This window comes from Caballeronia sordidicola, assembly GCF_000729995.1.
Lineage (GTDB): Bacteria > Pseudomonadota > Gammaproteobacteria > Burkholderiales > Burkholderiaceae > Caballeronia > Caballeronia sordidicola_A.
Genome location: NZ_JNFG01000001.1, coordinates 153,417 through 166,937, shown reverse-complemented (window position 1 = coordinate 166,937; position 13,521 = coordinate 153,417). Strand labels below are relative to the sequence as shown.

The window sequence follows — 13,521 nt, the reverse complement described above, 5'->3', positions numbered from 1 at the left end:
GTGCAATGCACGCCGCCGCGCAGCTCGGTCGTGTCGTTCACTTGGGCGCGCCCCATCGGATAGGCGACGCGCGCATCCCGGTCACGCTCGGCCGCCGGGTGCCTTGAACAGCAGATCGACCGAATAGCGTGCGGGCGTTCGCACGCGCACACAACGGAAAAGATTTGCCTGCTTAAATAGCGCATCAATCGATGCGTGCTTTTCACGCGCCCGCACCTATAAGACGCGTTCGGCCCTCAATCAGCTTCAGGCTTCAGGAGTCACCGTGGACGTGTCCCACTATCCGCTTACCAGCACCCCCAAGACGGGCGCGGCGAGTGTTCGCATACAAATGGTCATTCTCGCCGGAGGGTCCGGCACGCGTCTGTGGCCCTTATCGCGGCAGCAGTTCCCCAAGCAACTCATCGGACTCATGGGCGCGGAATCGCTGCTCGAAGCCACGCTGCGCCGTCTTGACGGTCTTGACAGTCTTGACGGAATTGATGTGGCAACGCATGGCCACGACACGGTGCACTTCGCGAGCGCCGATGAACTGATCGTGGTCTGCGGCACGGAGCACAAGTTGCTGACGGCCCAGCAGATCGAGCGTAATGGCCGCCGAGCGCGCATTGTGCTCGAGCCCTGCGCCCGCAACACTGCACCGGCGCTTACGCTCGCTGCATTGGCGGCCGGCTCCGGCGACGACCCGGTCATGGTGGTCATGCCCGCTGATCACGCCGTGTCCGACCTTGATGCGTTCCGTCGCACGATCGCCAAGGCGATCGAACATGCCGCAAATGGTGCGCTCGTTACGCTTGGTGTCGTGCCCGACAAGATCGAAACAGGCTACGGGTATATCAAGGCCGGCGCGGACCTGGGAACTGCAGATGATGGCGCCCCTCAAGCGCGGGTGCTTGAACGGTTCGTCGAAAAGCCGCGGCGGGAAATTGCCGAACAGTATCTGGCGTCCGGCGAGTACTGGTGGAACAGCGGCATTTTCGTGTGCCGGGCCTCGGTCTGGCTTGCCGCCATCGAGCACTTCCAGCCCGCTATTCACGCCGCGTGCGTGATCGCGTTTGAACGTGGCCTGCATCAGGACGGCTTCACACAACTCGATGTCGACGCGTTCGAAGCATGCCCCTCCGATTCAATCGATTGCGCCGTCATGGAGCGGATTGCGCACGAGCCGGCGTTTCCGGGCGTCGTGGTGCCGCTCGCCGCCGGCTGGTCCGATGTCGGCGCGTGGGACTCCGTATGGGACATGTCGAACAAGGACGCCGACGGTAACGTTGCTCGCGGCCGTGTGATCTTCGAAGGGTCAGCAGACAGTTTCGCGCATTCCGACGGCCGGCTGGTGGCGTGCGTGGGAGTGACGGGTGTAGTCGTCGTGGAAACCGCGGATGCGATCCTGGTGGCATCGAAGGATCGTGTGCAGGAAGTGAAGACGATGGTTGGACGCCTGAAAGCCGCCAAAGGCGCGGAGGCGCAGGATCATCGTAAGGTTCAGCGGCCTTGGGGTTTCTATGACTCCATCGATCATGGTGAGCGTTTTCAAGTAAAGCGTATTGTGGTGAAACCGGGTGCGCGGCTCTCCCTGCAGATGCACCATCATCGTGCGGAACACTGGATCGTCGTGCGCGGCACGGCGCTCGTCACCCGCGGGGAAGAGACCTTCCTGGTGAGCGAAAACCAGTCCACCTTCATTCCCCTCGGTACAAAACACAGGCTCGAAAACCCCGGCAAAACGCCGCTCGAAATGATCGAGGTGCAATCGGGGGCGTATCTGGGCGAGGATGACATCGTGCGTTTCGACGATCAGTACGGACGCGTGACCGAGAAGAAGACAGCAGGCTGAACACCGGGGAAGGCATGGCGATTTGCCGGGCAATGAGCACGGAGACCGGGCATTAGGAAGCATTTAGACGAAGCATTTAAATCAAAAAGATATCAAGAAGTGCTTAATACAGCGGTTGCCGAAGCAGTACCGCGAGACGCAAGAACGCAGAGGTAAAGGGATAACCCTTGAGAGGGACATTCCGACTGGCGCTAGCGGTACTGAACACGCAATTTATCGTGCACGGCGCAGGGCTGCCGATTCATCAGGTCAATTTTACTAATCTGATGAATCAGCGGAACTCACCGGGCCTTTCGGCGAGCTTGGGGCAGCTTGCCGGATGCGCAGGGACACAATGTAGGGCAAGGGGAGAGGGGTGATGGACGAAAACAAAGAGCGATCGTTGGTGGCTAAGGTGATGGACGGGCTCGTATCGGGCATCGTCGAACAGAAGTACGGCGCGATCCTGCCTCCGCAGGACGTCTTGTCGAAGGAGTTCGACGTGAGTCGGACCGTGATGCGCGAGGCCTTGAGCATGCTGCTCGCGCGTCACATGCTGGATGTGCGCCCCAAGACGGGCACGCGGATCCGGCCGATGAGCGACTGGCGGCTGATCGATGAGGACGTAGTGAGCTGGCGCTTCCGTGCGACGCCTGATCAGGCGTTCCTGCGCGACGTGATCGAGTTTCGAATGTTGATCGAGCCGCGCGCGGCCGCGTTGGCGGCGGCCCGTGCAACCCCGGAGGAAGTGAGCGGGATTCGCGATGCGTTCGACGCGCTTGCGTCGCTCAACGGCAGCGAGCCCGAGTATCAGGCCGCGGATGTCGCGCTGCATACGCGTATTGTGGCCGCGAGCGGTAACCAGTTCTTCCAGCAGATGACGGCTATCGTGCGGGGCGCGCTGGTGACGGTCTATCCGATCGTGGCGGGCATTGTGACCATGCGTGACGCTACGCTGGAAGCGCAGCGCCACGTGGTGGAAGCGATCGAGGCCCATGATGCCGGTGTGGCCGAGCGCGCGATGAGCACGTTGATCGATGTCACCGCGGAGGAAGTCGGGCGGGCTTTTTCGCTTGAACGCCGCGAGGACAGTTCGTCGCCACCGGTCGGCGAATCCGAATCGGCCCGCGCCTCCACCGGCCGGTGATCCGAATCGGCCGGCGCCTGACACGCGCCTGAAGCTTCGCGTCCGGGATGGTTCCGGCGTGACGAAGCTGGCCCGAAGTTTCTGGTCACGTTCATCGTGGCCGGGCGCGCAGCGCCCTTTTCGGGTTTTTTAAATACGCAAACGTTTCACTCAATCTACCTGCCTGACATCGGCGCCTGATGGCCTGTTCGTCGAACAACACTCTCCCGGTGTATTCCCTTGAGCTTTCTTTGTGACCGGAACGCGATGCGTTCTGCCGACCTCATGCCGGCCTCATCGAGGTTTCAACCAGAGCACTTGCGAGGCGGACAATGGGACAATGTGCGCATCGCCGGCTTTGGCCGACTATTCACCACGCACGCAGGGAGCGGGACAGATGAACGCACAGAGCACGATCCGTTGGGGCATCGTTGGCGCGGGACATATTGCGCGCAGGTTCGCCGAGGGGCTGGCCTTTGTGCCGGGAACAACACTTGGGGGCGTCTGGTCGCGGCGGCCCGAGACGGCAACTGCGTTTGCCGCGCAGTTTCATACCAACGCGTATGAGAGCTTCGATGCGCTGCTCGACAACATCGACGCGTTATACATTGCGACGATGCAGGACAGCCATCCCCAGTACGCGCTGCGTGCTTTCCAGGCAGGACGTGCCGTGCTTTGCGAGAAACCGGCGGCGGTCAACGCGCGGGCGTTGCAGGAGATGATCGACGTGGCGCGGTCATCGAAGCTGCTGTTCATGGAAGCGATGAAACCGCCGTTCTATCCGCTCTACAGGCAGTTGCGCGACCATCTTGCGACCGACCCTGTCGGTGAAATCGGGCTGGTTCGGGCCGGTTGTTCGATCGCGAACGTGCCGCTTTCGCACCCCTCGTACTCGATGGAAATGGGTGGCGGCGCGTTGCTCGATATTGGTATTTACGAAGCGTTTCTCGCGGTGGACTGGCTGGGTGAACCGCTCGAGGTGCAGACTTTTGGGCGGGTCGGGCAGACCGGCGTGGACACTTTCGCGAGCTTGAATGTGCGGCATGAACGCGGCGTTGCGCAGTTGTTCTGCGGGCTGGATCTGCAAGGCAAAGGCGATGCGTTGCTGGCTGCGACCGGCGGTACGGTGACCATCCACGAGAACTGGTGGAACCCGGCGCGCGCGACGATCCGTTATGTGGATGGCCGCACCGTTGAGTTGGATGCACCGTTCGAGGGAGGAGGCTTGAACTACGAGACCGCGCATTTTTGCGAGCTGCTGCGCGATGGCGCGACAGAGAGCCCGATCATGCGCCATGCCATATCCATGCAGATGATATCCATCACCGATGCCGCTCGCCGCGACCTTGGCGTGCGGTTTCCTTTCGAAACTGAATGAGCGCGGGCTGATCGGTCGACTTGATTTAAGCGTCGTTTCAGGTTTGAACGTTAAGCTGCGTCGTCCTCAACCGCCGGCATTCTCCACCATGCGACTGTTACCCCGACTCTGGCGCGAATATCGGAACCTGATTGCTTTCCTCGTGCTGATGGCGCTGTTTCGCAGCGCCATCGCCGACTGGAATGTGGTGCCGAGCGGTTCCATGCTGCCGACCATTCGCGAGGGCGACCGGATCGTCGTTGACAAGATGGCGTACGACCTGCGTATTCCGTTCACGCACATTGCGATTGCGCATCTGCATGATCCGCAGCGTGGGGACATTGTGACGGTGGATTCATCGGCGGCACATGAATTGATCGTCAAGCGGCTGATCGGGGTGCCTGGCGATGTGGTTGCCATGCGCGACAACGTGCTCTATATCGATGGCAAGCGGGCGGGTTATCAGCCGGTCGATATCACGGGAGTGGAGGGCGATGCGTCCTCGCCCGGCGAGTATCTCGACGAGAAGCTCGGGCATGTTACGCATGTGGTGAGGTTGTCGGTGCTGGCGCCGAGTCCGCGGCGTTCGTTTGGGCCCGTGACGGTGCCTAAGGGCGAGTATCTGATGCTAGGGGATAACCGCGACGACAGCGCGGATTCACGGTATTTTGGATTTTTCCCCCGCAATGAATTGATGGGAAGGGCCCGTCGGGTTGCATATTCCCTGGACCCGGATCGGCATCATATGCCGCGAATGGACAGGTTCGGGGCGAAGCTCGATGGGGCGGTCGCACCGGTCGACAGGTCCTGAGGGAGCGGCGCCGGAACGCTGAGCGTGAACGCCCCCTTCTCAATGCCTCCCCGGCAACGCCAATCTCCGTTCAAACACCCGCTGCACCACTTCCAGCACGCTGCACAGCACCCAATACACCACGGCGGCAGCAAGATACAACGGCAATGGCTGATACGTCGCGGCAATCACTTCCTGCGCGCTACGTAGCAATTCGGTCACCGTAATCACGGAAACCAGCGACGTATCCTTGATCAAGCTGATCAGGCTATTGGAAAGACTGGGCACGGCAATCCGCAGTGCCTGCGGACCAATCACATAGCGCAGCGTCTGCATCCTCGACAAGCCCAGACTATAAGCCGCGAGCCACTGTCCGCTCTGAATCCCGAGGATGGCGCCGCGCATGCTTTCGGAAAGATAAGCCGCCGCATTCGCCGACAACGCGATGACCCCCGCCGGCGTAGGATCGAGCGAAATACCCAGGCTCGGCAGTCCGTAATAGATCACGAAGATCTGCACCAACAGCGGCGTCCCGCGCATCACACTCACATAAACGCGCGCTATGCCGACCAGCGTGCGGTTTCGGCTGATGCCCATCGTCGCGAGTATCGTGCCGGCGATCAGGCCGAAGAACATCGAATAGACCGCGAACTTGATCGTCAGGACGGCGCCTTGTGCGAGGGCCGGTATGGATTGAACGAGCAGGGAGGTCGTGGACATGGAGGAATTGAGTAGGCGTAACGTCGGAGGCGGGCATCAAATGCAAAGGGCGGCATCTCTCAAGAAGCCGCCCCGATGCCGAACGCTTGAGGGTCCGGGGTTTATTTCGCCGGCTTCGTCACGTCGATACCGAACCATTTGTCCGAGATCTTTGTGAACGTTCCATCGGCTTCAAGCTGGGTCATCGCGTCATCAATGGCTTTCTCGAACTTCGGATTGCCCTTCTTGAACGGAATGCCCGACGGATTGCCCGGGCCCACATTCGCGCCCGTACGCAGCGGCAACTGCGAATTCTTCATCAGGTACGCAAGCATCAGGCGGTCGTTCAACGCAGCGTCCAGACGGTTCGAAGCGAGATCGCGCAAGTACTCGGGTGCGCCCGGATACGTTTTCACATCGATACCCGGCACAGCCTTCGCCATGTCCATGTAGTTCGTGCCCAGACCCACGCCGAGCTTCTTGCCCTTCAGGTCTTCAAGCGTCTTGAAGTCCCGGGTATCGTCCTTGCGCTGAATCAGTTGCGCATTCGAATACGTGTAGGCCGGCGAGAAATCGAGCGTCTGTTTGCGGGCATCGGTAATGCCGACCTGGTTCACGATCACATCGAACTTGTCAGCCTGCAAGCCCGCAATGATGCCGCTCCATTCGGTCGTCACGAACTCAGGCTTCACGCCGAGCTTCGCTGCAACCGCCTTCGCGATATCCACGTCGAATCCGACCAGTTCACCTTGCGGGGTCTTCGAGTTGAACGGGGGGAACGTACCTTCCAGGCCGATGCGCAACGTACCGCGTTGCTTGACCGAATCCAGCAGGTCTTCCGCGTGGGCGACGGCCGAGAGCGATGCGCCGATCAAGCCTGCCACGAGCACTTTCTTGAGGAGGGAGAGTTTCATGAATGTTTGCCTTTGTACTGGTTTTTGTCAGTGATCTGAAGTGCGGCGATGAGTGCTAAAACGCAATGCCCTTTTTCAGATCGTTTGCTCATGTGGATATGAGCCCAAGCGTGGTGAATAAGAAAGACGCATCACGCAGCTGCGCTCGTGCGGGCCAGCGCTTCGACGCATTCCGTCACGAGCGCCGGGCCGCGATAAATCAGGCCGGTGTAGATCTGCACGAGCGACGCACCCGCTGCGAGTTTCTCGCGCGCGTCGTCGCCCGACATGATGCCGCCCACGCCAATGATCGGCACCTCGCTGCCCAGCTCCGCGCGCAATTTGCGGATCACGGCATTCGATGCTTCGAATACCGGCTTGCCCGACAAACCGCCGGCTTCATCGCCGTGTTTCATGTTCGTCACCGCGGTGCGCGACAGCGTGGTGTTGGTCGCGATCACGCCATCAATCTTGTGGCGTAGCAGGGTGGCGGCAATCTCCTTGACCTGCTCATCGTCGAGATCGGGGGCGATCTTCAGCGCGAGGGGTACGAGCTTGCCGTGCATGTCGGAGAGCCGTTGCTGTTTGTCCTTCAGCGCGCCGAGCAGCGCGTCGAGTTCGCCGGCGCCTTGCAACTGGCGCAGGTTTTTCGTATTCGGCGACGAGATGTTGATCGTTACGTAGCTCGCGAACGGGTAGACACGCTCGAGGCAATACAAATAATCTTCGGCGGCGCGTTCTATGGGGGTATCGGCGTTCTTGCCGATATTCAGCCCCAGCACGCCGCGATATCGCGCAGCCTTGACGTTCTCGACGAACTGATCGACACCGCGGTTGTTGAACCCGAGCCGGTTGATCAGCGCCTGTGCGTCAGGCAGGCGAAACATGCGCGGGCGTGGGTTACCGGGCTGCGCGCGCGGCGTGACCGTTCCCACTTCGATGAATCCAAACCCGAGCGACGCCAGCCCGTCGATACAGGCACCGTCCTTGTCCAGCCCAGCGGCCAGCCCGACCGGGTTGCGAAAGTTCAGGCCCATGACGGTACGCGGCGAATCGGCGGCGCGCTCGGCGAGCATGCCGGCCAGGCCGGTGCGGCCGGCGGCGCCAAGCATACGCAGCGTCAGGTGATGGGCGTCTTCCGCATCCATGCGAAAAAGTTGCGCGCGGGCGAGCGGGTAGAGGGAGCTGAACACGAGGAGGAAAGGCCGGAGCGGCGTAAATTGAGACGCGCCATTTTAACGGCTTTGAGGAGGCGCGCCGAAAAGCGATGACAAGTGGATGAAAAGGGCCTCGCTGGCGCCGGCTTTAGCCTTTAGCGCCGCGGTCTGTCCAAAGGCATTTTGCCGGGCATGGGCGGCGTTCCGGCGGAGTGCATGGTAGTGGGATCGAGAAGATCCCAGTGGCCGTCGATCAAGCCCTCCAGCGGCCGGAAATTGGCCTTGTACGCCATTTTGTCGCTCTCACGGATCCAGTATCCGAGATAGACGTGGGGCAGATCCAGGCTGCGCGCCTGCTCGATCTGCCACAGGATGTTGTAGGTGCCGAAGCTGGTGTGCGGCAGGCCGGGCTCGAAGAATGTGTAAACCGACGAAAGTCCGTCGCCGAGAATGTCGATCATGCTGATCATGCGCAGCGTGCCGCGTTCCGGCGGATCGTCGACGAGGCTGCCGGACAGGCTGGTATCGGAGTCGTCGAGATTGCCGGTGCGCACCGGTTCGCGGAATTCCACCAGGCGCGAGTTGATCCGGCTCTGCAGCAAAAATTGCTCGTACTGGTCGCGGCTGTCGCGATCCATGCCGCCGCCCGCGTGCCGCGCCGACTGATAGCGCATATAGAGCGCGTAATGCTCTTCGTCGTAGTGAAGCGGTGCGACGCTCGCCACCAGCCCGCCATGCTGCTTCCAGATACGCCGCTGGGTGCGGTTCGGCTTGAAGTGGTCGATGGCCACGCGCACCGGCACGCAGGCGCGGCAGCCGTCGCAATACGGCCGATAGGTAAACACACCGGAGCGCCGGAAACCCGCCTTGACGAGTTCGGTATAGACGTCAGAGTTGATCAGATGGCTGGGCGTTGCCACCTGGGAGCGCGCAATGCGTCCATCCAGATAGCTGCAGGGGTACGGCGCCGTTGCATAGAATTGCAACGCCGAAAGCGGAGAAAGCGGCAGCTCATTGGGGTGAGTCACGTTGGCAGCTCTCGTTCTAAGCGTCTATCTTCGCGTCTATCTCGTTGACCGCCCCAACCGTGCCGCAGCGGTTCGATGCAGGGCGGAAAACCTCGGTTGTGTCGCTATCTGTTTCGCTATCTTTATCTTGCGTGCTTTGCATCACGTCTAACCATCACGTTCGATATCTCAGGATTCGTTCGCGAATACCAAAGGGTGCATCGGCTGGTGTTCCGGACCTCGTTCAAAACAGCCGCTTTTCAAAACCGCCGCGTTCATAGGCGACTTGTTCATTCAGGCGGCAACACAGGTGGCCGAAGCGTCTCGAGCAGCGCGGTTTTGTCGAAGCCCCACGGGACCGGCGGTTCGCCGACTGCCCCGCGCAGATGTCTCACAAATGTCTTGCGGGAGATCTCCCGGCCGCCCAGGGACGCCAGATGCGACGTGTTCTGCTGGCAGTCTATCATCTCTATTTTATGGTGGCGCAAGTGTCCGATGAGCGCCGCGAGCGCGATTTTCGAGGCATCGGTGCGATGCGCGAACATTGATTCGCCGAAAAACATGCGCCCGAACGACACGCCATAAAGACCGCCCACGCGCTTGCCCTCGAACCACGTTTCAATGCTGTGCGCCCGTCCTTCGCGATGCAGCGAGGAATACGCTTCCACGATATCCGCCGTGATCCACGTGCCGCGCTGGCCTTCGCGCGGCGTCTGGGCGCACGCACGCATCACGCCGGCGAAATCATCGTCCACGCGAATTTCCCACGACGCCTCGCGCAGCACGCGCCGCAAGGTTTTCCGCAGCGAATCGGAGACTTTGAATTCGTCGGGAATCAGCACCATGCGCGGATCGGGACTCCACCAGAGCACCGGCTGGCCATCGGAATACCACGGAAAAATGCCGCGCTGATACGCGTCCACCAGACGGCTGCTCTGCAATTCAGCGCTGGCCGCGAGTAATCCGGGCGCGCCGCTTGCCTCGCCGAGCGCGCGCTCGACGGGAGGGAACGGATCGTCGGAGGCGAGCCATGGAACCATGATTCTCGGGGGCGCTCAGCCTTCGCGCAGCGAGCGGAAGATGTCGCCGGTATGCAGCGCGTAGTTGCCGGCAGCGCGGTCGGCGAAAAAGAAGCGCAGCGTCTGTCCGACTGTCGGGAAGGCGATTTCGTCCCAGGGGATCTCGCTCTCGTCGAAGAGCTTCACTTCGAGACTTTCCTCTCCGGCGTCGATGTCCAGATCCAGCAGCCGTGCCAGGTAGAAGAGGTGCACCTGATGCACGTGAGGCACGTTCAGCAGCGTGAAGAGACTCTGGATTTCGACGCGTGCGCCAGCTTCCTCGAGCGTTTCGCGCGACGCGCCTTCGCTGGTGGTTTCGTCCATCTCCATGAAACCCGCCGGCAGGGTCCAATAGCCGTAGCGCGGTTCGATCGCGCGCCGGCACAGCAGCACCTTGTCGTCCCAGACCGGCACGGTCCCGACCACATTGCGCGGATTCTGATAATGCACCGTACCGCAATTAGCGCAGACGTAGCGCTGGCGGTTGTCGCCAGGCGGAATGCTCAGGCTGACCTCGTGGCCGCAGACGGAACAGAATTTCATAGAGGAGAAGTCTGAAAGTGTCGTGCGAGTGTATCACCGAGCCCGGTCAGCGAGGCAGCGCGGGCGCCTATCGAAGAAGGGCCGGGGTGGGCGATTGCCGAGCACTTGTCCGGATGGCCGATGAGCCCGGATTGGGCACAACCGGGCGGACGCGTGCGGCCGGCTTCTCGCTACAATAAGTGCTTCGGGTGCAACGGTTTTTTGCGCTGCCCCTTTTCACCATTTCACGATTCCACCATTTCACCATTTCACCATTTCACCATTTTGCCGTCCCACGGCTAATACAACTCCCCCGACGATGTCCACCACGCCCGCCGCTCCACGCCCGCCCATGCTGTCCACCGCCGACGCGCTCGCTACCTTGCTGGCGGCCGCGCGCCGGGTGGACGGCGCGCAAACGGTCGATACCTTCGAAGCGCTCGGGCGCGTGCTGGCCACAGCGGTCGTGTCGCCGCTCGACGTCCCGCCCATGCGCACCAGCTCCATGGATGGCTACGCGGTGCGGGCCGCGGATCTCGCCGGCGCGTCTGATGCGAACTCCGTGACGCTGCCCGTGTCCCAGCGTGTGCCGGCTGGCCAGACGGTCGAGCCGCTGGCTGCAGGCACGGTCGCGCGCATCTTTACCGGGGCCACGGTGCCGCCGGGTGCGGACACCATCGTGATGCAGGAAATGGTCCGTGCCGACACTGCCGGTGCGACGTTCTCGAACGTGCCGCCGGAGGGTGAATGGATCACCCAGCAAGGCGCTGATATCCGCCGCGACTCCGTGATTCTGCCTGCCGGCACGCGGCTTACGCCGCAGGCGCTGGGACTCGCGGCATCGGTGGGAAGCGCTGCCCTCGACGTGGTGCGCAAAGTACGCGTGGCGGTGTTTTTTACCGGCGACGAACTCACCATGCCCGGCGAGCCGTTGCGCCCCGGTGCGATCTACAACTCGAATCGTTTCACGCTGCGTGCGTTGCTCGCGAAGCTGGGTTGCGACGTAACCGACCTCGGTATCGTGCCCGACCGGCTGGACGCAACCCGCGAGACCCTGCGGCAGGCCGCGCGCGATCATGACCTGATCCTCGCGTGCGGTGGAGTCTCGGTTGGCGAGGAGGATCATGTGAAACCGGCGGTGGAGGCTGAAGGGCGCATTTCCATGTGGCAGATCGCGATGAAACCCGGCAAGCCGCTCGCTTTCGGTGCGGTGCGGCGCGAGTCGGTGGATCAATCGGCCTTGGAAAACAGCGGTGAGGCGTTTTTCATCGGATTGCCCGGGAACCCGGTTTCCAGTTTCTGCACGTTCCTGCTGTTCGTGCGGCCGTTTATCCTGCGGCTGGCGGGCGCCGAAGCGGTTGAGCCGCGCGTCTACTCCATGCGCGCCGATTTCACGCAGAAGAAGGGTGACCGGCGTAATGAATTCCTGCGTGCCCGCGTGAACGAAGCCGGTGGCCTGGAGGTGTTCGGGAATCAAAGCTCGGCTGTGTTGACATCCACAGTCTGGGGCGACGGTCTGATCGATAACCCGCCGAATCACGCTATCCAGGCCGGCGAGAGCGTGCGGTTTATCCCGTTTTCAGAATTGATGCGTTGAGTTGCGTTGAGTTGCGTTGAATTTGTGTTGAATTTGTGTGGGCGGCAATCATGAAAGTCGAATTAAGGTTTTTTGCGGGTGTGCGCGAAGCGCTGGGCGTGGCGAACGAGAGCGTGGATGTGCCGGACAGCGTGTCCAGTGTCGGCGACGTGCGGGCGTGGTTGCGCACGCGCGGCGGTGCATGGGCGGAAACGCTCGCCGAGGGCCGCTCGTTGCGCATGGCCTGCAACCACGAAATGACGGATCCGTCGCGACGCATCACGGAAGGCTGCGAAGTCGCGTTCTTCCCGCCAGTCACGGGAGGCTGAGATGACCCGGGTACGCGTGCAGGAAGCCGATTTCGATCTCAGCACGGAAGTCGCCGCGTTGCGCGCAGACAACCCCAAGGTGGGCGCGGTGGCGTGTTTCGTCGGCACGGTGCGGGATTTGAACGAGGGCCAAACCGTTCAGGCAATGGAGTTGGAGCATTATCCCGGCATGACCGAAAAGGCGCTGGAGGGTATTGCGGCGCAGGCTCGTGAACGGTGGCCGGGTTCGGACGTGCTGATCGTGCATCGCGTGGGAAAACTCCTGCCGCTCGACCAGATCGTGCTGGTTGTGACCACCGCGATGCACCGGGCGCAAGCGTTTGAGTCGTGTGCGTTCGTGATGGATTATCTGAAAACGCAGGCGCCATTCTGGAAGAAGGAAACGACAGAACACGGCGAGAAATGGGTCGATGCCCGCGAATCCGACGACGCCGCGCTGTCGCGATGGGATCTGGGATCGCGAAAAGCGGCAGGGGCGTAGGAAACTGGGGCTAAGCGGCAGCAAGCGGCGCTCCGTTCGGCTGAGTCACAGGCAGACCGGGAATCCTCGCTTATGTGCCGTTTATGTGCCGTCTATGAGTCGCTTGATTCGTCGCGTGGTTTGTCGTTTTCAACGCCCGACAGCCCAACTGGAAAGGATTTGCCGTGGCTCCGGTCGGGCATTTTCGTTGCAGGCGCGTTCCCGCTGCCGCCTGTGCGCAGGCGCTTGAGCGACGCCAACAAAGCGACTTGCGCGTCCGGAATGGCATAGTCCCAGCCGAATTTGCTGAGTTGCAGGCTTTGCGCAATGCGCAGCGCCGGTTCCATGAACTGCACGGCTGCGGCGGGTTCGTAGCGGATGTTGACGGTATCGAGGAAAAGCGTGAGCCAGCGGGCGAAGTGCTGGGGTTCAATAGCGCCGAGAGGCCGGTGCGCCTCTTGAACGTTGCCCCTGTACCCCTTCGTTCCAAGCACGAGGCTTGACCAGAACGTCGTCATTTTCGCCAGATGCTCGTCCCAGCGCCCGTCGAGTTCACGGGCGAAGATAGGGCCGAGCAGCAGGTCATCGTCCACGCACCGGTAGAACGCGTCGACCAGTTCCCGGATATTGGTTTCATCCGGTTCCGCGGCGCGGACGAATGGCGTCGGTAGGGGATTCAGCTCGGGGTCCGGCTCGCTGGAGGACTCAATCACGGGCTTGCTCATAAAATTCGA

14 protein-coding genes are annotated in these 13,521 nt (G+C 61.6%); 7 read left to right on the top strand and 7 right to left on the bottom strand.

What is annotated here, in order from left to right; genetic code table 11:
- The first annotated feature begins 265 nt into the window (after positions 1-265).
- From FH08_RS0100720 to lepB, 4 genes are all read left to right on the top strand, one after another.
- Positions 266-1,834 carry a mannose-1-phosphate guanylyltransferase/mannose-6-phosphate isomerase gene (locus tag FH08_RS0100720; protein WP_051887585.1) on the top strand — a complete coding sequence of 523 codons (1,569 nt, stop codon included), beginning with the start codon at positions 266-268 and terminating at the stop codon, positions 1,832-1,834.
- 358 nt (positions 1,835-2,192) lie between these two features.
- Positions 2,193-2,960, top strand: coding sequence for a FadR/GntR family transcriptional regulator (locus FH08_RS0100715; RefSeq protein ID WP_031356469.1), 768 nt, complete (start codon positions 2,193-2,195; stop codon positions 2,958-2,960).
- 376 nt (positions 2,961-3,336) lie between these two features.
- Entirely contained in the window at positions 3,337-4,317 is a 981-nt protein-coding gene (locus FH08_RS0100710; RefSeq protein WP_031356468.1) for a Gfo/Idh/MocA family protein, read from the top strand.
- An 88-nt stretch (positions 4,318-4,405) separates the two neighbouring features.
- Positions 4,406-5,107 carry a signal peptidase I gene (gene lepB, locus FH08_RS0100705; RefSeq protein ID WP_031356467.1) on the top strand — a complete coding sequence of 234 codons (702 nt, stop codon included), beginning with the start codon at positions 4,406-4,408 and terminating at the stop codon, positions 5,105-5,107.
- A 39-nt stretch (positions 5,108-5,146) separates the two neighbouring features.
- On the opposite strand, the gene FH08_RS0100700 is transcribed toward lepB, so the two are convergent.
- From FH08_RS0100700 to FH08_RS0100670, 6 genes are all read right to left on the bottom strand, one after another.
- Entirely contained in the window at positions 5,147-5,806 is a 660-nt protein-coding gene (locus tag FH08_RS0100700; RefSeq protein ID WP_031356466.1) for an amino acid ABC transporter permease, read from the bottom strand.
- Positions 5,807-5,907: 101 nt separating this feature from the next.
- Positions 5,908-6,699 (bottom strand): cystine ABC transporter substrate-binding protein, encoded by a 792-nt coding sequence (locus tag FH08_RS0100695; RefSeq protein WP_031356465.1) that lies wholly within the window; start codon positions 6,697-6,699, stop codon positions 5,908-5,910.
- A 131-nt stretch (positions 6,700-6,830) separates the two neighbouring features.
- A complete protein-coding gene (locus tag FH08_RS0100690) occupies positions 6,831-7,871 on the bottom strand; it encodes a quinone-dependent dihydroorotate dehydrogenase (protein ID WP_031356464.1) in 1,041 nt (346 codons plus the stop codon).
- A 119-nt stretch (positions 7,872-7,990) separates the two neighbouring features.
- Positions 7,991-8,863, bottom strand: a complete 873-nt coding sequence (locus FH08_RS0100685) for an arginyltransferase (RefSeq protein WP_031356463.1) — start codon at positions 8,861-8,863, stop codon at positions 7,991-7,993.
- A 269-nt stretch (positions 8,864-9,132) separates the two neighbouring features.
- Complete coding sequence (gene aat, locus FH08_RS0100675) at positions 9,133-9,882, bottom strand: leucyl/phenylalanyl-tRNA--protein transferase (RefSeq protein WP_031356462.1); 750 nt, start codon at positions 9,880-9,882, stop codon at positions 9,133-9,135.
- Between the two features lie 15 nt (positions 9,883-9,897).
- Positions 9,898-10,443 (bottom strand): NUDIX hydrolase, encoded by a 546-nt coding sequence (locus tag FH08_RS0100670; RefSeq protein ID WP_031356461.1) that lies wholly within the window; start codon positions 10,441-10,443, stop codon positions 9,898-9,900.
- Between the two features lie 331 nt (positions 10,444-10,774).
- Here FH08_RS0100670 and glp point away from each other — a divergent pair, with 331 nt between their 5' ends.
- The 3 genes from glp to moaE are packed head-to-tail and all read left to right on the top strand — an operon-like array spanning position 10,775 to position 12,808.
- Positions 10,775-12,019 (top strand): gephyrin-like molybdotransferase Glp, encoded by a 1,245-nt coding sequence (gene glp / locus FH08_RS0100665; protein ID WP_031356460.1) that lies wholly within the window; start codon positions 10,775-10,777, stop codon positions 12,017-12,019.
- Between the two features lie 50 nt (positions 12,020-12,069).
- The gene (moaD, locus tag FH08_RS0100660; RefSeq protein ID WP_031356459.1) at positions 12,070-12,327 is read left to right on the top strand and encodes a molybdopterin converting factor subunit 1; all 258 of its coding nucleotides are present in this window, start codon (positions 12,070-12,072) and stop codon (positions 12,325-12,327) included.
- Position 12,328: 1 nt separating this feature from the next.
- Entirely contained in the window at positions 12,329-12,808 is a 480-nt protein-coding gene (gene moaE / locus FH08_RS0100655; RefSeq protein WP_031356458.1) for a molybdopterin synthase catalytic subunit MoaE, read from the top strand.
- 92 nt (positions 12,809-12,900) lie between these two features.
- Here the strand turns inward: moaE and FH08_RS0100650 are convergent, their stop codons facing one another.
- A complete protein-coding gene (locus tag FH08_RS0100650) occupies positions 12,901-13,512 on the bottom strand; it encodes a group III truncated hemoglobin (RefSeq protein ID WP_419177972.1) in 612 nt (203 codons plus the stop codon).
- Positions 13,513-13,521 lie beyond the last annotated feature (9 nt).

Bases quoted from the DNA above. Each gene is read 5' to 3' on its own strand.
- FH08_RS0100715 (WP_031356469.1), top strand. From the start codon at position 2,193: ATGGACGAAAACAAAGAGCGATCGTTGGTGGCTAAGGTGATGGACGGG.
- FH08_RS0100710 (WP_031356468.1), top strand. From the start codon at position 3,337: ATGAACGCACAGAGCACGATCCGTTGGGGCATCGTTGGCGCGGGACAT.
- lepB (WP_031356467.1), top strand. From the start codon at position 4,406: ATGCGACTGTTACCCCGACTCTGGCGCGAATATCGGAACCTGATTGCT.
- FH08_RS0100700 (WP_031356466.1), bottom strand. From the start codon at position 5,806: ATGTCCACGACCTCCCTGCTCGTTCAATCCATACCGGCCCTCGCACAA.
- FH08_RS0100695 (WP_031356465.1), bottom strand. From the start codon at position 6,699: ATGAAACTCTCCCTCCTCAAGAAAGTGCTCGTGGCAGGCTTGATCGGC.
- aat (WP_031356462.1), bottom strand. From the start codon at position 9,882: ATGGTTCCATGGCTCGCCTCCGACGATCCGTTCCCTCCCGTCGAGCGC.
- FH08_RS0100670 (WP_031356461.1), bottom strand. From the start codon at position 10,443: ATGAAATTCTGTTCCGTCTGCGGCCACGAGGTCAGCCTGAGCATTCCG.
- glp (WP_031356460.1), top strand. From the start codon at position 10,775: ATGCTGTCCACCGCCGACGCGCTCGCTACCTTGCTGGCGGCCGCGCGC.
- moaD (WP_031356459.1), top strand. From the start codon at position 12,070: ATGAAAGTCGAATTAAGGTTTTTTGCGGGTGTGCGCGAAGCGCTGGGC.
- moaE (WP_031356458.1), top strand. From the start codon at position 12,329: ATGACCCGGGTACGCGTGCAGGAAGCCGATTTCGATCTCAGCACGGAA.
- FH08_RS0100650 (WP_419177972.1), bottom strand. From the start codon at position 13,512: ATGAGCAAGCCCGTGATTGAGTCCTCCAGCGAGCCGGACCCCGAGCTG.